Annotated in this window: 17 protein-coding genes; 8 read left to right on the top strand and 9 right to left on the bottom strand. The window is 72.1% G+C overall.

All coding sequences use genetic code 11. The features are described from left to right. Positions 1 to 73: 73 nt before the first annotated feature. Positions 74 to 718 (bottom strand): hypothetical protein, encoded by a 645-nt coding sequence (locus ACIQWA_RS04295; RefSeq protein WP_402477973.1) that lies wholly within the window; start codon positions 716 to 718, stop codon positions 74 to 76. A gap of 172 nt (positions 719 to 890) precedes the next feature. After that, the gene (locus ACIQWA_RS04290; RefSeq protein ID WP_360229683.1) at positions 891 to 1,688 is read right to left on the bottom strand and encodes an IclR family transcriptional regulator; all 798 of its coding nucleotides are present in this window, start codon (positions 1,686 to 1,688) and stop codon (positions 891 to 893) included. Positions 1,689 to 1,889: 201 nt separating this feature from the next. Between ACIQWA_RS04290 and aceB the strand changes: the two genes are divergently transcribed. Together aceB and ACIQWA_RS04280 are read left to right on the top strand one after the other, a co-directional pair. Beyond that, complete coding sequence (gene aceB, locus ACIQWA_RS04285; RefSeq protein WP_402477970.1) at positions 1,890 to 3,542, top strand: malate synthase A; 1,653 nt, start codon at positions 1,890 to 1,892, stop codon at positions 3,540 to 3,542. 162 nt (positions 3,543 to 3,704) lie between these two features. Then, positions 3,705 to 4,106 carry a gamma-glutamylcyclotransferase gene (locus tag ACIQWA_RS04280; RefSeq protein ID WP_402477968.1) on the top strand — a complete coding sequence of 134 codons (402 nt, stop codon included), beginning with the start codon at positions 3,705 to 3,707 and terminating at the stop codon, positions 4,104 to 4,106. Positions 4,107 to 4,467: 361 nt separating this feature from the next. Here the strand turns inward: ACIQWA_RS04280 and ACIQWA_RS04275 are convergent, their stop codons facing one another. The 7 genes from ACIQWA_RS04275 to ACIQWA_RS04245 form a co-directional block, all read right to left on the bottom strand. Then, positions 4,468 to 5,853, bottom strand: coding sequence for an 8-oxoguanine deaminase (locus ACIQWA_RS04275; RefSeq protein WP_402477965.1), 1,386 nt, complete (start codon positions 5,851 to 5,853; stop codon positions 4,468 to 4,470). A 69-nt stretch (positions 5,854 to 5,922) separates the two neighbouring features. Then, positions 5,923 to 7,413 carry a nucleobase:cation symporter-2 family protein gene (locus ACIQWA_RS04270; RefSeq protein WP_402477962.1) on the bottom strand — a complete coding sequence of 497 codons (1,491 nt, stop codon included), beginning with the start codon at positions 7,411 to 7,413 and terminating at the stop codon, positions 5,923 to 5,925. A gap of 379 nt (positions 7,414 to 7,792) precedes the next feature. Then, positions 7,793 to 8,713, bottom strand: coding sequence for a factor-independent urate hydroxylase (gene pucL, locus ACIQWA_RS04265; RefSeq protein ID WP_360229673.1), 921 nt, complete (start codon positions 8,711 to 8,713; stop codon positions 7,793 to 7,795). A 30-nt stretch (positions 8,714 to 8,743) separates the two neighbouring features. Continuing rightward, the gene (uraH, locus tag ACIQWA_RS04260) at positions 8,744 to 9,079 is read right to left on the bottom strand and encodes a hydroxyisourate hydrolase (RefSeq protein ID WP_188309321.1); all 336 of its coding nucleotides are present in this window, start codon (positions 9,077 to 9,079) and stop codon (positions 8,744 to 8,746) included. Positions 9,080 to 9,225: 146 nt separating this feature from the next. Next, positions 9,226 to 9,729, bottom strand: coding sequence for a 2-oxo-4-hydroxy-4-carboxy-5-ureidoimidazoline decarboxylase (gene uraD / locus ACIQWA_RS04255; protein WP_360229670.1), 504 nt, complete (start codon positions 9,727 to 9,729; stop codon positions 9,226 to 9,228). Positions 9,730 to 9,966: 237 nt separating this feature from the next. Continuing rightward, positions 9,967 to 10,347: a helix-turn-helix domain-containing protein gene (locus ACIQWA_RS04250; RefSeq protein WP_360229668.1), complete on the bottom strand. Its 381-nt coding sequence runs from the start codon at positions 10,345 to 10,347 to the stop codon at positions 9,967 to 9,969. Next, positions 10,344 to 10,589 carry a thiamine-binding protein gene (locus ACIQWA_RS04245; RefSeq protein ID WP_380404961.1) on the bottom strand — a complete coding sequence of 82 codons (246 nt, stop codon included), beginning with the start codon at positions 10,587 to 10,589 and terminating at the stop codon, positions 10,344 to 10,346. The genes ACIQWA_RS04250 and ACIQWA_RS04245 overlap by 4 nt, the downstream gene beginning before the upstream one ends. Before the next feature lie 218 nt (positions 10,590 to 10,807). Between ACIQWA_RS04245 and ACIQWA_RS04240 the strand changes: the two genes are divergently transcribed. From ACIQWA_RS04240 to ACIQWA_RS04215, 6 genes are all read left to right on the top strand, one after another. Beyond that, positions 10,808 to 11,650 carry a TIM barrel protein gene (locus tag ACIQWA_RS04240; protein WP_402477957.1) on the top strand — a complete coding sequence of 281 codons (843 nt, stop codon included), beginning with the start codon at positions 10,808 to 10,810 and terminating at the stop codon, positions 11,648 to 11,650. Positions 11,651 to 11,794: 144 nt separating this feature from the next. Beyond that, positions 11,795 to 12,688 (top strand): 2-hydroxy-3-oxopropionate reductase, encoded by an 894-nt coding sequence (locus ACIQWA_RS04235; RefSeq protein WP_360229662.1) that lies wholly within the window; start codon positions 11,795 to 11,797, stop codon positions 12,686 to 12,688. Between the two features lie 478 nt (positions 12,689 to 13,166). Then, entirely contained in the window at positions 13,167 to 14,309 is a 1,143-nt protein-coding gene (locus tag ACIQWA_RS04230) for a glycerate kinase (protein WP_402477953.1), read from the top strand. Positions 14,310 to 14,614: 305 nt separating this feature from the next. After that, positions 14,615 to 15,973, top strand: coding sequence for an allantoinase AllB (gene allB / locus ACIQWA_RS04225; RefSeq protein WP_402477950.1), 1,359 nt, complete (start codon positions 14,615 to 14,617; stop codon positions 15,971 to 15,973). A gap of 67 nt (positions 15,974 to 16,040) precedes the next feature. Then, complete coding sequence (gene alc, locus ACIQWA_RS04220) at positions 16,041 to 17,315, top strand: allantoicase (RefSeq protein WP_402477948.1); 1,275 nt, start codon at positions 16,041 to 16,043, stop codon at positions 17,313 to 17,315. Positions 17,316 to 17,401: 86 nt separating this feature from the next. Beyond that, complete coding sequence (locus ACIQWA_RS04215) at positions 17,402 to 18,862, top strand: catalase (RefSeq protein WP_360229654.1); 1,461 nt, start codon at positions 17,402 to 17,404, stop codon at positions 18,860 to 18,862. The last annotated feature ends 25 nt before the right edge of the window (positions 18,863 to 18,887 follow it).

The following is an 18,887-nucleotide window of genomic DNA, read 5'->3' as shown; positions in this document are numbered from 1 at the left end:
AGCCCGCCCCACCCGTCACCGGGATCCGGCAGCCGCTCACCGGCGGCCGGTGACCGGTGGGGCGATCCGGCCGTCAGCCCTCGGTCGTCTCGACGACCCGGATGTCGAACGGCTCCCGGTGGCGGATGCCGCCCGGGTCGTCCGCGCTGCGCACCTCGACCGAGCCGCCCACCAGGACCCCGAGCGGCAGATCGGGGGAGAGCAGGACCGGGACGAGGGCGGTCGCGCTGCGCCCCTCCTTCAACCCGGAGCCGAAGACGCAGCGCACCTGCCTGCCGCGTGCGACGACCTTGCAGTCCGTGGGGTAGAACGGGGGGTCCGCGCTCACCCCGTCCGGGAGGGTGACCGTCACCGTGAACGGGGACGCGGTGGTGTCCGGGCCCGCGTTGGCGACGAAGGCGTGAATGGTGGTGGTGCCGCCGGGCGACGCCGGGTCCGGGTCGATCCGGACCACCTCCAGGTGCGATGCGGACGGCTTGGCCACCACGGCCGGCAGTGTGGACGCCTCGGCCGCACCCGGCGCGACGACCCCCAGGTCCGGGCGTGGCACCGGGTGCCGCACCGCCCAGGACGGGCCGGCGGCCAGTGCGGCTGCCGCGCAGCCCGCCGTCACCGCCGCGCCCCATCCGACCCGGCCGACCCATCCGGCTCGGCCGATCAGGCCGATCCGGCCGAACCCCCTGCGCCCCGCGCCGCCCCGTACTCCGTGCTGTGCCACGCCGTTCACCCTGTTCCCGTGCTCCGGCGGCCCGCGCCGTCGCGGGCCGCGTCCGCCCCAGGGTGTCCGAGCCGCCGACGCGGCGGCGCCACAACTCGCCCACCGCCACTCGAACGGCGGGGCGCCGTCATCGGCCCGATCGCTCTTGTCGAGGACGGCTGTTGACTGGTCGTCAGGGTGCCAGGACCTGCCCGAGCCGGGCCGCGATCTGGTGCATCACCGGTACCAGTGCGGACGCCCCCGCCTGTTCCTCCAGTGCTCGGATTCGAGCCTCCGGGCCGGACACCGAGAGCGCGGTGGGCGTGGGGGCGCCCGGGACGGCGAGGGCGATGCAGCGGACGCCGATCTCCTGCTCCTGGTCGTCGACCACGTACCCGCGCTCGCGCGCCTCGGCGAGCTGGTCCATCAGCGCCTGCGGGTCGGTGAGGGTGTACTCGGTGTGCGCGGGCAGCGGGTTGGGGCCCAGGACCGCACGCGCCTCGTCCTCGGGGAGCTGGGCGAGCAGCGCCTTGCCGACGCCGGTGCAGTGCGGCTGCACCCGTCGGCCGACCTCGGTGAACATCCGCATGGAGCGCCGCGACTGCACCTGTCCGACGTACACCACCTCGCCGCCCTCCAGCACCGCCAGGTTGGCGGTCTCGCCGGTGGCCTCCATGAGCTCGGCCAGGTACGGGCGGGCCCAGCTGCCGAGCAGTCGGCCGGCCGTCTCGCCGAGCCGGATCAGCCGGGGGCCGAGGGTGTAGCGCCGGGCGGTGTCCTGGCGGACATAGCCCTGCTGGACGAGGGTACGAACCAGTCGGTGGATGGTCGGCATCGGGAGGCCGGAGCTGGTGGAGAGCTCGCTGAGGGTGGCCACGCCACTCGAGTCGGCCAGCGCCTCCAGGAGTTGGAAGGCGCGCTCGACGGACTGCACGCCGCCGCTCGCGCGGTCGGCGCCTGTCGTCGATGCTGTGTCGGGGGTCGCAACCACCGGCGTTCCCTTCGCTGTCGGGGAGGAGTAGAGTCCCGGCGACCTCGTCAACAAACCGTTGAAATTCTGTATCGCGGAAACTAGTCTCCACCTTACAGAATCGAATCCGCCGACAGGCGGGTAACGATCGAGGAAGTACCCGAGGAAGTTCCCACCGGAGCTCCCTTCGCCAGGCTCAACCGTCTTAGGAGTGTCCTGCTCATGGCTGCAGATCAGGGGCCCGTCGGCGCCTCCCCCGCCGCTCCGGTCGTCACTGTCGCCGGACCGCGCGTCCATCGGGCCGAGGAGGTGCTCACCCCGGAGGCGGTCGCCTTCGTCGTGGGCCTCCATCGCGCCTTCGAGGGTCGTCGACAGGAGCTCCTGGCGAGGCGGAAGAGCCGACGGGCCGAGATCGCCCGCACCGGCACACTGGACTTCCTTCCCGAGACCGCCGACGTCCGGGCCGGCGACTGGAAGGTCGCCGAGGCGCCGCGCGCCCTCCGGGACCGCCGGGTCGAGATCACCGGGCCCACCGACCGCAAGATGGTCATCAACGCGCTCAACTCCGGGGCGAAGATCTGGCTCGCCGACTTCGAGGACGCCACCTCCCCGACCTGGGAGAACGTGGTCAGCGGGCAGGTCAACCTGATCGACGCCTTCGAGGGCCGGATCGACTTCACCAGCTCGGCCGGCAAGGCCTACACTCTCAAGCCCGCCGCCGAACTCGCCACCGTCGTGGTCCGCCCGCGCGGCTGGCACCTGGACGAGAACCACCTGCTGGTCGACGGCGTCCCGGTGGCCGGCGCGTTCGTCGACTTCGGCCTGTACTTCTTCCACAACGCCGCCCGGCTCATCGCCAAGGGCGCCGAGGACCCCAACTCCGGCCCGTACTTCTACCTGCCGAAGACCGAGAGCCACCTCGAGGCCCGGCTCTGGAACGACGTGTTCACCCACGCCCAGGCCGAGTTGGGCATCCCGTACGGCACCGTCCGGGCCACCGTCCTGATCGAGACCATCACCGCGGCCTTCGAGATGGACGAGATCCTGTACGAGCTGCGCGACCACGCGGCCGGCCTCAACGCCGGGCGCTGGGACTACCTCTTCTCGATCGTCAAGAACTTCCGCGACGCCGGCGAGCACTACATCCTGCCGGACCGCAACAGCGTCACCATGGCCTCGCCGTTCATGGCCGCCTACACCCGGCTGCTGGTGCAGACCTGCCACAGGCGCGGCGCCCACGCGATCGGCGGCATGGCCGCGTTCATCCCCAGCCGCAGGGACCCGGAGGTCAACGCCGCCGCGCTGGAGAAGGTCAAGGCGGACAAGGACCGCGAGGCCGGCAACGGCTTCGACGGCTCCTGGGTCGCCCACCCGGACCTCGTCCCGGTCGCCCGGGCCTCCTTCGACGCGGTGCTCGGCGAGCGGCCCAACCAGAAGGACAACCCGGGCCCCGCCGAGCCGGTCACCGCCGCCGAACTGCTCGACATCGCCGGCGCCGGAGGCACCTGCACCCGGGCCGGGCTGCACAACGCCGTCCAGGTCGGCGTCCGCTACATCGAGGCCTGGCTGCGCGGGCTCGGCGCGGTCGGCATCTTCAACATGATGGAGGACGCCGCCACCGCCGAGATCTCGCGCTCGCAGATCTGGCAGTGGATCCACAACGGGGTCGTGCTGTCCGACACCGGCGAGAAGGCCACCGCCGAGCTGGTCCGCACCCTGGTCGCCACCGAACTGGCCGAGCTCCGTGCCGAGTTCGGCGACGAGGCCTACCGGGCAGGCCGCTGGCGCGAGGCCGCCCAGCTCTTCGAACAGGTCGCCCTGGCCGAGGAGTTCGCGGACTTCCTGACCCTCCCCGCGCTTCCCCTGCTGGGCTGAGCACCAATCTATCCGTCGGCGCCACCGCTGCCGCCTGCCGGGTCGTAGCAGTTCCGCCGCCCTTTGCTCCGTTCCGTACGGCGACGAATCCACCTGTCCTCTCGTCGCCGTGCGGAACGGTCTTTTTCTTTGTACGGCCTTTCCCTTCTGAGGAGTTCACCGATGGCACGCATCTTCTTCAACGGCCAGGCGATGGTCGGCGGACCGTTCCACGACAAGGTCGCCGACGCCCTGATCGGCCCGGCCCGGACCGCCCCCGGCTACCGCTTCTTCTCCATCGACCACAGCGGAGGGACGGACGTCTGCCCGGGGCTGCTGGCCGACCCGTCCGTCGACACCGCGATCGAGGGCGAGCTGTACGAGATCAGCCTGGAGCGCCTGCGGGACGTCATCCTGCCCGGCGAGCCCAGGGAGTTGGAGCTCGGCGTGATCGAGCTGGAGGACGGCTCCGCATGCTTCTCGATGCTGCTCGCCCGCGGCGAGGTCGAGCGCGGGGTGCACCGCGAGATCACCCACCACGGCGGCTGGCGGACCTACCTGGCGACGCTGGGGCGCACGGCCTGACGGGGCGGGCGGCCGACGGCCGCGGGACGGATGTCGGCGAAACAGGTAACAGGTAACAGATAACAGAAGACAGATAACAGCGAACGGATAACAGATCATGAAAGTTGTCATCTGTCATCCGTTCGCTGTTATCTGTTCGCCGCTCCGCCTCCGCCCTCGCCCCCGGGCAAGCTCCCCGCCCCCCCCCCCGCTCCCCGCCCCCGGGCACGCCGCGGCCCCGAACCCTCGCCGTGGGTTCGGGGCCGCGGTCCGTACGCCCTGACGGGTGTACGGAGTCCGGGTCACGCACCGTCCCTGGGCGCGCTCCGGAACCAGTGGGCCGGGCGGGCCGGAGGGCAGCTCCGGCCCGCCCGGCGGGCCGTCAGACGGGCCGGGAGGCGAGCTCCTTGGCCGCGCGGGCGCAGGCACGCGCGATCCGGTCCTCGTTGACGGTGGTCAGCTCGCCCTTCTCGACGACGGCGTTGCCGTTGACGAACAGGGTCGCCAGCGGCGGCAGCGCGCCGAAGGTGAGGGCCGCGACCGGGTCGGCGATCGAGGAGTGCATGACCCCGTCGATCTTCCACAGGGCCAGGTCGGCCAGCTTGCCGGCCTCGATGGAGCCGATCTCGTTCTGCCGCCCGAGCACCCGGGCGCCGCCCATGGTGCCCAGCCGCAGCGCCTGGCGCCCGGTCAGCGCGGTCGGGTAGCCGTGCAGCCGGTTGATCAGCAGCGCGTTGCGCAGCTCGGTGCCCAGCTCGCCGGACTCGTTGGAGGCGGTGCCGTCGACGCCGAGCCCGACCGGTACGCCGGCCTTGAGCATGTCGGGCACCCGGGCGATCCCGGCGGCCAGGCGGGCGTTGGAGGAGGGGCAGTGCGCCACGCCGGTGCCGGTCTCGGCGAACTTGGCGATGTCGGAGTCGTTCATGTGGACGCAGTGCGCCATCCAGACGTCCTCGCCGAGCCAGCCCACCGACTCGAAGTAGTCGGTCGGCCCCATGCCGAACAGCTCCTTGCAGAACTGCTCCTCCTCGGCCGTCTCGGAGCCGTGGGTGTGCAGCCGGACGCCCTTGCGGCGGGCGAGCTCGGCGGACTGGCGGAGCAGGTCGGTGGAGACCGAGAAGGGCGAACAGGGCGCCAGCGCGACGTGCAGCATCGAGCCGAAGGAGGAGTCGTGGTAGCGGTCGACGGCGGCCTCGGAGGCGGCCAGGATGTCGTCCAGCTCCTCGACGGCGTGGTCCGGCGGCAGTCCGCCGTCCTTCTTGCTGCGGTCCATCGAGCCGCGCAGCGCGGTGAAGCGCAGGCCGAGCTCCTGGACGGCCTCGATCGAGGCGCCGAGGACGTCGCCGCCGTCCTTGGGGAAGACGTAGTGGTGGTCCGAGGCGGTGGTGCAGCCGGACTTGAGCAGGGCGGCGGCCGAGCCCTGGCTGGCGGCGTGCACGAGCTTGTCGTCGATCCGGGCCCAGGTCGGGTAGAGGGCGACCAGCCAGTCGAAGAGGATGTTGTCCTGGGCGAGGCCGCGGGTGATCCACTGGTAGAAGTGGTGGTGGGTGTTGACCAGGCCGGGGGTGAGCAGGTGGCCCTCGCCGTTGATCCGGCGCACCACGTTGTCCAGCCACGCCGGGGCGGGGCCGTTGCCGACGGATTCGATCCGGTTGCCGAGGATGACCACGTGGCCGCGGGCGTACTCGGTGTCGACGGCGTCGACCGTGGCGATCGCGACGTTCTCGATCACGATCCGCTGGTCGGCGGGTGGGGGCTGGACTGCCATGGTGTCACTCCTATGGGGGAGGGCCAGGAGGGGCGCGCACCGAGTGGTGTGCGCCCCTGCCCGGACCGGTCAGTACGGTGTCGCCGTCGGCACCGTCGCGCCGGGGGCCTCGCCGGATCTGGACTGCGATTCGGACCGGCGGGCGGTTCCGACGTGGTGGAACAGCAGGTTGAGCAGGACGGCCATCACGCAGCCGGCCGAGATCCCCGAGTGCATCAGGGTCCGGACCGCCTCCGGGAAGGCGTCGTAGAAGGTGGGTACGGCGATCGGGACGATGCCGACACCGAGCGAGACCGACACCAGGATGGTGTTGGCGCTGGACTCCATGCCGGCCTCCGCGAGGGTGCGGATCCCACTCGCCGCGACCGTGCCGAAGAGTACGATCCCGGCTCCGCCGAGGACGGGTTGCGGCACCAGCGAGACGACCGAGCCGAGGACCGGGAAGAGCCCCAGCAGGATCAGGATGCCTCCGCCGGCCGCGACCACGAAGCGGCTGCGGATCCTGGTCAGCGCCACCAGTCCGATGTTCTGGGCGAAGGCGCTGGCGGCGAAGCCGTTGAAGACGGGGCTGATCGCGGTGGCCAGGCCGTCGGCCCGGAGGCCGGCGGCGAGCGTGGGTTCGTCGGCCTCGCGCTCGACGATCTTGCCGAGGGCGAGCATGTCGGCAGTGGACTCGGTCATCGAGACCACCATGACGATGCACATCGAGACGATCGCGGCCGCGTCGAAGGCGGGCGCGCCGAAGTGGAACGGGGACGGGAGCGCGAAGATCTTCGCGTCCTGGACCGCGCCGAAGTCGGCCAGGCCCAGCGGGAAGGCGACCAGGGTGCCGAACGCCAGACCGACGAGCAGGGACAGCTGCTGCCAGAAGCCGCGCAGCAGCCGGTTGCAGAGCACCACCGCGGCGAGGGTGATCGCGGCGAGGCCGACGGCCCGCACGGAGCCGTACCCGGGGGCGCTCGGCGAGCCGCCGCGCGCCCAGTTCACCGCCACCGGGAGCAGGGACACCCCGATGAGGGTGATCACGGTGCCCTGGACGACCGGGGGGAAGAACCGGATGAGCTTGCAGAAGTACGGTGCCGCGAGGAAGCACAGGGCTCCCGCGACGATCACCGCGCCGAAGATCACCGGGAGGGCGTCCTTCGGTCCTCCCGTCCGTTCGATGGAGCCCTTGGCAATGGCGATCATGGGCGCGACGCCCGCGAACGACACGCCGTTCACGAACGGCAGCCGCGCGCCGATCTTCCAGATGCCGAGGGTCTGGAGCAGGGTGGCCAGTCCGGCGGTGAACAGGCTGGCCGAGATGAGCAGGGCGAGGTCGGTGGCGGAGAGTCCGACGCCGGCGCCGACGATGAGCGGGGGTGCGACGACTCCCGCGTACATCGCGGCGACGTGCTGGAGTCCGGTGGAGAGCAGTTTCACCGGGGGCAGCACCTCGTCCACGGGGTGGGTCCCGGACCCGGACGGCCCGCCGGGGAGGCGGGTCGACGTACCGTCCGGGCCTGGGGTTCTTGCAGGGGTGGAACCGCCGTCGTTACTGCTGGTGTTGCTGGGTGCCATGTCGAGCCCCTCTTGTGCCCGTGGCTCCCGGCGCGCCCGTGGCGCTGGAGACCCCCCGAGGGCGGGACGGCGGAGCAAGGATCCCTCGGGACGCTTCTCCAGTGCCCCGGGCCGGCCGCCGCGAGGCGAACACGAACTCCGGTTGGTGGGGGTGGAGAAACAGGTGGAGCGTGGTGCGGTGATACGGGCCGTGCGGGTGGTGCAGGTCGTGCGGGTGGTGCAGGTCGTGCGAATGGTGCAGGTGACGCGGGTGGTGCGGTCCGCCCGGACTCGACCGGCCCGAGCGGGCCGGAGGGTGCGGCGATTCCGGGCGGAGTCCATGGGGTGAGCGGGCTGAGTGGCGTGCGTGGCGTGCGTGGCGTGCGTGGCGTGGGGGAGGTCAGACGACCGGGATGACCGGGACGACGCCCTCGCGGTGCACGGTGCCCTCGATCAGGCCGTACATGCGGTCCGCGGCGTAGTAGACCTCGTTCTCGTTCTTGAGGCCGAACGGCTCCAGGTCGACGAGGAAGTGGTGCTTGTTGGGCAGTTCGAGGCGTACCTCGTCCACCTCGGCGCGGTTGTTGAGGACCCGGGTGCCCATCGCGTGCAGGGTCTGCTGCAGCGAGTAGGAGTAGGTCTCGGCGAACGCCTCCAGCATGTGCCGCTTCACGTGGGTGTAGGAGCGGTTCCAGTTGGGCTGGGCCTCGCCGTCGCGACCGCTGTAGCCGTACTTCCAGCGGGCGGTGACCTGGGTGGCGAGGATGCGGTCGTACGCCTCCTGGAGGGTGGTGTACTTGTCCTTGATGTAGCCCCAGAACTCCGAGTTGGTGGAGTTCATGACGATGAGGTCCTTGAGGCCGGAGATGACCTGGACCCGCTCGCCGTCGTAGACGATCTCGGTGGTGCGGGTCTCCTGGCCGTTGCGGACGAAGGAGTGGCCGACCTCCTCCGAGCCGATGAACCGGGCCGAGCTGTCCGGCGTCCGGATCCGGTCCCAGGCGTACTCCTCGATCCGGATCCGGGCGCTGTGCACGACGCCGCGCTCGGTGTCGTCGACGAAGTGCCGGGCCAGCAGGATGCCGAAGGCCTCGGCCGAGTCGATGCCGTACTCCTTGGCGAAGGCGTACACGGTGTTCTTGGTGGTGTCGGTGGGAAGGCAGTTGGCGTTCGACCCGGTGAGGTGGACGTCCTCGAACTCGCCCTGGAGGGAGACCGAGACGTTCAGGTCCTTGATCTCGTGCCGGGTGGAGTCGCGGTAGACCCGGACGATGCGGTTCTCCGCCTTGCCGTACTGGTTCTGACCGAGCACGTGGGCCATGACAGGCTCCTAAGCTTCCAGGTCGGTCTACTAGCTTCCGCGGTAGACCGAGTATCCGAACGGGTTCAGCAGCAGGGGCACGTGGTAGTGGTGCTGCTCGGGCGCGACCGTGAAGACGATCGAGACCTCGGGGAAGAACGGCGGCTCCGCGGACTTGAGCGCGTAGTACGCGCCGGTGTCGAAGAGCAGCCGGACGACCGAGCCCGCCTCCACGGCCGGGAGGTCCTTGACCCGGCCGTCGGAGTCCGTGGCGGAGGTGCCGAGCACCTGCCAGCCACCCTCGGTGTGCAGTGCGAGCTCGACCGGGACGCCCTCGGCCGGGCGGCCGAGGCTGGTGTCGAGCACGTGGGTGGAGATGCCAGTCATGGGTGAAGTGACCTTACTGATGGCAGAGGTGATGGTACGTCAGATCGCGCGGGGCGCACGTCCGGAGGCGGGGCCTCCGAGGTGGGGCGCTTCCGGAGACGTTCCCGGATCGGACGTCCAGCCCACGAAGCATTCTTGACGATGCGTCAGGAAGCGTCGAGGAGGCGGTTCAGCCGGATGTCGTTGATCTTGCGCAGCTCGCCCCGGACGATCTCCGCCTCGGTGGCGGGGTCGTTGGGGTGGCGCTCGCGCAGGGCCGTGAGCATGGTGGCCGCGGTGCGGCCGGTCGCGCAGATCAGGAACACGTGGCCGAACTTCGCCTCGTAGGCGGCGTTGGCCTCGCGCAGTTCGTCGAGGACGGCCCGGTCCACGCCCTGGATGCCGGCCTGTTCGCGTTCGGAGGTGGCGTCGCCCTCCTTGGGCTGGCCGATCCGGGCGTGTCCGGCCATCGCGTCGCGCAGGTCCGCGACGGTCAGTGCGGCCATTGCTTCCGCGTTGGCGGCGAGCAGGGCCTCACGGCTGGACCAGGGCCGGGCCTGTGCGACGGCGGCGGCCCAACGGGGGCTGGAGCATACCTCCAGCAGGATCTTCTCCAGTTCCGCGGCATCGGCCGCGGCCAGGGAGTCGAGGGCGTGGGGGTGGTTGGTCACGAGTGGACCTCCTGAAGAGTGGTGCCACCCGGAAAAGCTAGATCGGCCCCACCCTGTCGTCAACAGTTTGTTGAACGCTTGGTGGTTACGTTTTGAACCGGGCCGCGCTGCCGGGCCCTTTCGTGTGCGATTCACCAAGTGTGCCCCGCCGTGGGCCGGTCGAGACTGTCCACAGCGGCGGGGCCACCCGTTCGCAAGCTCCTCGCGAGCCGCGCTCAGGACGGCTTCGAGCCGCGCTCAGGACGGCTTCGAGCCGTCCTGGCGGTTCAGGTAGTTGTACACGGTGAAGCGGCTGACGCCCAGGGCCGAGGCGACCGTCTCGACCCCGTGGCGGACGGTGAAGGCGCCGCGCTCCTCCAGGAGGGCGACGACCCGCTGCTTCTCCCAGCGGTCCAGCTCGGCCAGCGGGCGGCCGTCGAACTGTCGGGCCATCTCGGCCAGCAGCCGGTCCAGCGCACTGCTCAGGTGCGGCAGCCGGACGGCCAGGGCCGGGGTGCCCTCCCACTCCAGGACGACGTCCTCGGCCTTCGCCTCGTCCAGCGGGACGGGTGTCGCGCCGACCGCGTCCAGCAGCGGCTTGACCGCCGCGGCGAGCGGGTGCTCCACGTGCTCGGTCACGGCGTACCGCCCTCCTCTCCCAACACGCTCACCTGGACGGAGATGCGGGTCGCCCCGGCGTCCAGGGTCTCCCGGAGCAGTCGGGTCACCGCGGCGAGGACCTGGTCGGCCTCGCCCTCGGCGCCGGTCCCGAAGGGGCCGACCGATACGTCCAGGCCGGCCTCGTCGACGACCTTGCGGGCCGTCGCGGCGTGCTCGGGGAACGTGTCCAGTTCGAACGGTTCTGTCGTGAACTCCACCATCAATCGCACCTGCTCACTGTATCGAGCGGGGGTGGGTGGGGGCAGGGGCTGGGCGATCGAACAGTCGCGGGGCCGGTGGGCGGACCCCTCCGGGCTACTTCAACAAAATGTTGCGGCAGCCTTGACACCTGCTCCGCGAGCCGGAGATGCTTCCACCACACAGAATCCCTCTTCCGGATCGTGGAAGTTGCGGATGAAGGAAGAGAGAGTGAGAGGTGATGGACGTGACGGCGGCTGCCAAGCACGGCTTCACGGTCAACCTGTCGATCCTGTTCGGCGAACTCCCGCTGCTGGAGCGCCCCGCGGCCGCCGCCGCGGCCGGCTTCACGGCCGCCGAACTCTGGTGGCCCTTCGGCACCGAACACAACCCGAGCCGGGCCGAGCTCGACGCGCTGCGCAAGGCGTTCAGTGACGCGGGCGTCCGGCTCACCGGCCTCAACTTCCTGGACGACCTCAGCCAGGGCGCCCGGGGAACCGTCTCGGTCCCGTCCGAGCGGGACCGCTTCCGGGCCAACGTCCCGGTCGCCGCGGACCTGGCCTCCTCGCTCGGTGCCACCGCGCTCAACGCGCTGTACGGCAACCGGGTCGAGGGCGTCGAGCCGGCCGAGCAGGACGCGGTCGCACTGGAGAACCTGGTGCTCGCGGCCCGGGCGGCCCACGAGATCGGCGCCGTCCTGCTGATCGAGGCCCTCAACAAGGCCGAGTCCCCGGACTACCCGCTGGTCTCCGCGGCCGCCGCGGTCGAGGTGGTCGACAAGGTCAACGCCGCCACTGGCCTGGGGAACGCCAGGTTCCTCTGCGACCTGTACCACCTGGCCAAGAACGGCGAGGACCTGGCGGCCGTCATCGACACCTACGCCGACCGGATCGGCCACGTGCAGATCGCCGACAACCCGGGCCGCAACGAGCCCGGCACCGGCGAGCTGGACTTCGAGGACCTGTTCGCCCGGCTCAGCGCGGCCGGGTACACCGGCTCGATCGGCCTGGAGTACCGCCCCTCCACCGGCGTCAGCGCCGACAGCTTCGACTGGCTGCCGCGCGAGCTGCGCGCCGCCCGCTGACCCGGCGCCCACTGGCCCGGCGCCCACTGGCCCGGCGCCCGCAGCCCGCTACCCGGCGCCTCTCCGGCCCGCGTACGCGGCGTACCGCGACGCCCGTCCGGCCCGTCACCCCTCCCCACCCGCACACGTAAGGAACCCGACGCGATGAGCGCCTCCCGCAAGATTGCCTTCGTCGGCCTCGGCATCATGGGCAAGCCCATGGCCGTCAACCTGGTCAAGGCCGGCCACCACGTGACCGGCTTCGACCTCTCCCAGGCCTCGATCGACACCGTGGTCGCGGCCGGCGGCCACGGCGCCGCCAGCATCGCCGAAGCGGTGAAGGACGCCGAGGTCGTCATCACCATGGTCCCGGCCGACCCGCACGTCGAGGCGGTCATCCTCGGTGAGGGCGGCGTCCTGGAGAACGTCCAGGCCGGCACCCTGGTGATCGACATGTCCTCGATCACCCCGCAGACCTCCATCAAGGTCGGCAAGGCCGCCCGCGAGAAGGGTGTGCGCACCCTGGACGCCCCGGTCTCCGGCGGCGAGGCCGGCGCGATCGAGGCGGTGCTGTCGATCATGGTCGGTGGCGAGGCGGCGGACTTCGCCGAGGCGAAGCCGCTGTTCGACGCGCTCGGCACCACGGTCGTCCACGTCGGCCCCGACGGCGCCGGCCAGACCGTCAAGGCCGCCAACCAGCTGATCGTCGCGGTCAACATCCAGGTGCTCGCCGAGGCCGTGGTGTTCCTGGAGAACGCCGGTGTCGACCTCGCGGCCGCGCTGGACGTGCTCGGCGGCGGCCTGGCCGGCTCCACGGTGCTCAACCGCAAGAAGGCGAACATGCTCAACCGCGAGTTCGCCCCCGGCTTCCGGATCGACCTGCACCACAAGGACATGGGCATCGTCACCGACGCCGCCCGCGCCGTGGGTGCCGCGCTGCCGGTCGGCGCCGTGGTCGCCCAGCTGGTCGCCTCCGCCCGGGCCAACGGCGACGGTTCGCTCGACCACTCGGCGCTGCTGCGCGGCGTCGAGCGGCTCTCGGGCCGCGAGGTCGCCTGACCCGAGGGGCTCCGGCCCCCCAGACTCCTCCTGGTGGCGTGTACCTGATCCGGTCGTGCCCGCGCCACCAGGAGGCCAGACCCGACCGGCGTGCGGGCAGGGGCTCATCCGCCCGCCCGCCGGTCGATCCAGGCCGGTGACGCACACACCCTCCCGGGGGCACTTCGGTCGTGCCAGCGGTGCGTCGCCTGGCCCCCTCCTCGCCGAGGGGAGCCCCTCGAACGTCGGAAGCGGGTCGAGGGGAACGGCGGGGAGGGGGTCGCACCCCCCTCCGGGACCGGCGCTCCAGCAGGGCGGATGCTCCTTCGGGACCGGCACTCCTGCGGGAGCCCGGCCCCGGGCCGGGCCCCGGGCCGTGCCCCCGGGCCGGCCGCACCGCCCGGCCGGGGGGTCGCAACCCGGCGCCACCGGACCCATGCTTGTCCGGACCAGAGTTCGTCAGCACACCGCCCGACCCGCACGGAAGTGAGGACCACCGATGCCCCCCACCCCCCTCAAGGGCCACGTGGTCGTAGCGCCGGACAAGTTCAAGGGCACCCTGGAGGGTGCCGAGGTCGCCGCCCGGATCGCCGCCGGCATCCGGCGCGCCGCGCCCGGCAGCGACGTGCGCGAACTGCCCGTCGCCGACGGCGGCGAGGGCACCCTGGCCGCCGCGCTCGCGGCCGGCTTCGACCGCGTCCCGGCCAAGGTGGCCGGCCCGACCGGCCTGCCGGTGGACGCCGCACTGGCCGTCCGCGGCGACACCGCCGTGGTCGAGCTGGCCCAGGCCTCCGGGCTCGCCCGGCTGCCCGGCGGCCGGACCGCCCCGCTCGCGGCCGGCTCCTACGGCGTCGGCCAGCTGATCTCCCGCGCGGTGTCATCGGGCGCCAAGCGGATCGTGCTCGGCCTCGGCGGCAGCGCCTGTACGGACGGCGGGGCCGGCATGGTGCAGGCACTCGGGGTCCGGCTGCGGGACGCCGACGACGTCGAACTGCCGCCCGGCGGAGCCGCGCTGCGCCGCCTGGAGCGGATCGACCTCGGCCCGCTGGCCGAGCTGCTGACCGGCGTGGACGTCGTGGTCGCCTGCGACGTGGACAACCCGCTGCTGGGCCCGCGCGGCGCCACCGCCGTCTACGGCCCGCAGAAGGGCGCCGACGGGGACGACCTGGTGGTCCTGGAGCAGGGGCTGACCCGCTTCGCCGACCAGGTGGCCGCGGTGACCGGACGGGACGTGCGGGAGGCCCCCGGCGCCGGGGCCGCGGGCGGGGTGGGCTTCGCCGCCCTCGCCCTGCTCGGCGCCACCATGCGACCCGGTATCGAGCTGCTGCTCGAACTGCTGGGTTTCGACGAGGCCGTGCGTGGGGCACGCCTCGTCGTCACCGGTGAGGGCTGCCTGGACGCTCAGACGCTCCATGGCAAGGCCCCCGCCGGAGTCGCCGCGGCGGCTGCCCGGGCGGGGGTTCGGGTGGCCGCTGTGGCGGGTCGGCTGGAGCTGTCCGAGCCCGAGTGGCGGGCGGCCGGCTTCACCGCCGCGATCGCCCTCACCGACCTGGCCGAGCAGCCGGGGGACAGCATGACCAGGGCCGGTGAGCTGGCCGAGGTGGCGGGGGAGCGGCTGGCCGAAACGCTGCTGCGGGGCTGATCCCGCGGAGCTTCCGCCGGATGTTCCGGCGGATGTTCCTCCGGACGTTCCGGCGGATGTTCCTCCGGACGTTCCGCCCTCCGTTCCTCCGTATGTTCCTCCATTGACGTTTTGTTGAAGGCGGGCCTAGGCTCCCGGCAATCCTTCGGTTCCAGCCACGCCGACCGGCCCAGGCCGCCCCACGCCGACCGCCCCACGCCGATCACCCCCTGCCCACCGCTCCGCGAGCGCCTCCCCGGGCCGCGTGCCCGGTGTGCCCCGCGTACCGCCATCCCCCAGTCCCAGTCCAGGTTTCGGAGGTCCCCATGCCGATCAGCCAGCCAGCGGTGATCCGCTCCCGCCGGGCGGTGCTGCCCGACGGCGAGCGCCCCGCGGACGTGCTGATCCGGGGCGGCAGGATCGAGCAGGTCGCCGCCCACGGATCGCTCGTGGTCGGCGACAGCGAACTCGTCGACCTCGGCGACACCGCGCTGCTGCCCGGCCTGGTCGACACCCACGTGCACGTCAACGAGCCCGGCCGCACCGAGTGGGAGGGCTTCGCCACCGCCACCCGGGCCGCCGCGGCCGGCGGCGTCACCACGATCATCGACATGCCGCTCAACTCCGTGCCGCCCACCACCACGGTGGCGGGGCTGGACGTCAAGCGGAAGACCGCCGAGGGCCAGGCCTGGGTCGACCTCGGTTTCTGGGGCGGGGCCGTCCCCGGCAACGTCTCGGACCTCGAACCCCTGCACCGGGCGGGCGTGTTCGGCTTCAAGAGCTTCCTCGCCCCGTCCGGCGTCGACGAGTTCCCGCACGTCGAGGCCGCCGACCTGGAGGCCGCGCTGGCCGAGCAGGCCCGGCTCGGGGCACTGGCGATCATCCACGCCGAGGACCCGGCCGTGCTGGCCGCCGCGCCGCAGCAACCCGGCGTCCACTACCGGGACTTCCTCGCCTCCCGCCCGGACGGGGCGGAGACCGCGGCGGTCGCCCACCTGCTCGACACGGCCCGGCGCACCGGCGCCCGGGTGCACATCCTGCACGTCTCCTCGGCCGCCGTGCTGCCCCTGCTGCGCCGGGCCCGCGAGGAGGGCGTGCGGGTCACCGCCGAGACCTGCCCGCACTACCTGACGCTCGCCGCCGAGCAGGTGCCGGACGGCGACACCGCCTTCAAGTGCTGCCCGCCGATCCGCGACGAGGCCAACCGGGACGCGCTCTGGCAGGCCCTGGCCGACGGCGAGTTCATCGCCGTCGTCTCGGACCACTCGCCGTCCACTCCCGACCTCAAGCTGCTGCCCGAGTTCGGCGGCAGCGGCGACTTCGCGGCGGCCTGGGGCGGCATCGCCTCGCTCCAGCTGGGCCTGCCCGCCATCTGGACCGAGGCCCGCCGGCGCGGCCACACGCTGGCCGACGTGGTGCGCTGGATGTCCTCCGGACCGGCCGAACTGGTCGGCCTCACCGGCACCAAGGGCGCCATCGCGGCGGGCTGCGACGCCGACCTGGTCGCCTTCGACCCCGACGGGGAATTCGCCGTCCATGCGGGCGAGTTGCACCACCGCAACCCGGTCACGCCGTACGCCGGACGGACCTTGAGCGGCACCGTCCGCACCACCTGGCTGCGCGGCCGGGCGGTGGACACCGGGGCCGAGCCCTTCGGCCGCCAGCTGCTGCGCCCGGCGCCCTAGGCCGTGTCCAGGCCCTCGCCTCGGGCCCGCCAACTCCCTTACCCACCAAGTCTTCCGAGGAGAGTCAGTGACCACTGCCGACACCCCGAGCGCTCCCTTCACCGAGCTGGTCAACCTGGCCTCCCGGCTGCTCGGTGCGGGCGTCGTCGCCACCAATGAGGACACCTTCGCGGACGCCGAGAACCTGCTGGTGGCCAAGCCGGCCGAGTTCCGCCCGCACACCTTCGGCCACAAGGGCCAGATCATGGACGGCTGGGAGTCCAAGCGCCGCCGCGGCGTCTCCGCCGACCAGCCGCACCCCACCGACCAGGACCACGACTGGGCGATCGTCCGGCTCGGCGTCGGCGGCGTGATCCGCGGCCTGATCGTCGACACCGCCCACTTCACCGGCAACTACCCGGAGAGCGCCTCGGTCGAGGCCGCCTCCGTACCCGGGCACCCCTCGCCCGAGGAGCTGCAGGACGCCGAGTGGACGGCCATCGTGCCGCGCACCCCGCTCCAGGGGGACACCGCCCACGAGTTCGCCGTCCAGGACGACACCCGGTACACCCACGTGCGGCTGAACATCTTCCCGGACGGCGGCGTCGCCCGGCTCCGGGTGCACGGCGAGGTGCTGCCCGACCCGCGCGAACTGGACGGCCTCACCTTCGACCTGGCCGCTCAGGAGTACGGCGGCGTGGCCGAGGCGGCGTCCGACCGCTACTTCTCCTCCCCGCACAACCTGAACGCTCCCGGTCGCGCCTCCGTCATGGGCGAGGGCTGGGAGACCCGTCGTCGGCGCGACAAGGCCAACGACTGGGTTCAGATCGCCCTGGCCGGGGGCGGTGAGGTCCTGGCCGCCGAGGTGGACACCACCCACTTCGTCGCCAATGCCCCCGGCTGGGCCGACCTGATCGGCTTCGACGCCTCGACCGGGCAGGCTGCGACTTCACAGGCACCGGCCGACGGCGAGTGGTTCGAGATCCTGCCCCGCACCCGCCTGCAGCCCGACACCCGGCACCGCTTCCGGCTCGACGTCGGCCGCCCGGTGACCCACGTGCGGATCAACGTCTACCCGGACGGCGGCCTCGCCCGTCTCCGGCTCACCGGCCGCCTCACCGAGGCCGGCCGCGCGGCCCTCGCGCTGCGCTGGTTCAACGCCGTCCCGGCCGCGGAGGCCGCCGCCGCCCTCGCCGAAGCCGGCCTCGACGCGGAGGAGGCCGCCGCCCTGGCCGCCGCCCGCCCGCTGGCGGACCCGGCCGCGGCCACCGCCGCGGTCGCCGGCCTCAAGCCGGCCGACGGCCCGGACGGCGAGCACTCCGCCCGCCGCCGCTCGGCGCTGTGGCGCCTGCTGGGCATCTGAGCGGGGCTCGCCCGCTGCAGCACCCGGCCGCGCCCGCCCGCTCCACCTCTCCACGCACCGCCTTATCGACACCTGAAGGACCCTCCATGTCCAAGATCCTGACCACGGAGTCCGGCGCCCCGGTCGCCGACAACCAGAACTCGGCCTCGGCCGGCGAGTACGGCCCGCTGCTGATCCAGGACCAGCAGCTGCTGGAGAAGCTGGCCCGGTTCAACCGCGAGCGCATCCCGGAGCGCGTCGTGCACGCCCGCGGCTCCGGCGCGTACGGCTACTTCGAGGTCACCGACGAGGTGTCGAAGTACACCCGGGCGGCGTTCCTGTCGGAGGTCGGCAAGCGCACCGAGGTCTTCCTGCGCTTCTCCACGGTGGCCGGCAACCTCGGCGCCAGCGACGCGGTGCGCGACCCGCGCGGCTTCGCGGTGAAGTTCTACACCGAGCAGGGCAACTACGACCTCGTCGGCAACAACACCCCGGTGTTCTTCATCAAGGACCCGGTCAAGTTCCCCGACTTCATCCACTCGCAGAAGCGCGACCCGTACACCGGCGTGCAGGAGGCGGACAACGTCTGGGACTTCTGGGCCCACTCGCCGGCCTCGACCCACCAGATCACCTGGCTGTTCGGCGACCGCGGCATCCCCGCCTCGTACCGCCACATGAACGGCTACGGCTCGCACACCTACCAGTGGGTCAACGCCGAGGGCGAGGCCTACTGGGTGAAGTACCACTTCAAGACCAACCAGGGCATCCGCAGCCTGGACGGCGGCCAGGCCGCCGAGGTGGTCGGCGCCGACGCCGACTCGCACCAGCGCGACCTCCACCAGGCCATCGAGCGGGGCGTGTTCCCGTCCTGGACCCTCTACGTCCAGCTGATGCCGGTCGCCGAGGCCGCGGACTACCGCTTCAACCCCTTCGACCTCACCAAGGTCTGGCCGCACGCCGACTACCCGCTGGTCAAGGTCGGCCGCCTGGTGCTCAACCGGAACCCGGAGAACGTCTTCGCCGAGGTCGAGCAGGCCGCGTTCTCGCCGAACAACTTCGTGCCCGGCATCGGCCCCTCCCCGGACAAGATGCTCCAGGGCCGGCTGTTCGCCTACGCCGACGCCCAGCGCTACCGCCTCGGCGTCAACCACACCCTGCTGCCGGTGAACGCCCCGCGCGCCACCGAGGCCAACAACTACGGCCGGGACGGCTTCATGGCCGCCAACAGCGCCGGCCGCGGCAAGAACTACGAGCCCAACTCGTACGACGGCCCGGCCCAGACCGACAGCGCGCTCGCCGCGCCGGTCAAGGTCGACGGCTACACCGGCACCTACACCACGCCGGCCCACACCAAGGACGACGACTTCTTCCAGGCCGGCGAGCTCTACCGGCTGATGTCGGAGGGCGAGAAGACCCGCCTGATCGACAACATCGCTGGCTTCCTGTCGCAGGTCACCCGGGACGACGTGGTGGAGAAGAACCTCGCCCACTTCCACGCCGCCGACGAGGAGTACGGCGCCCGCCTGGAGGCCGCCGTCGCCAAGCTCCGCGCGGGCGACGAGGGCTGACCCTTCGCGGGCCGACTCCCTCGTA

Source organism: Kitasatospora sp. NPDC098652, assembly GCF_044760155.1.
Lineage (GTDB): Bacteria > Actinomycetota > Actinomycetes > Streptomycetales > Streptomycetaceae > Kitasatospora.
This window is presented reverse-complemented; position numbering and strand designations above follow the sequence as displayed.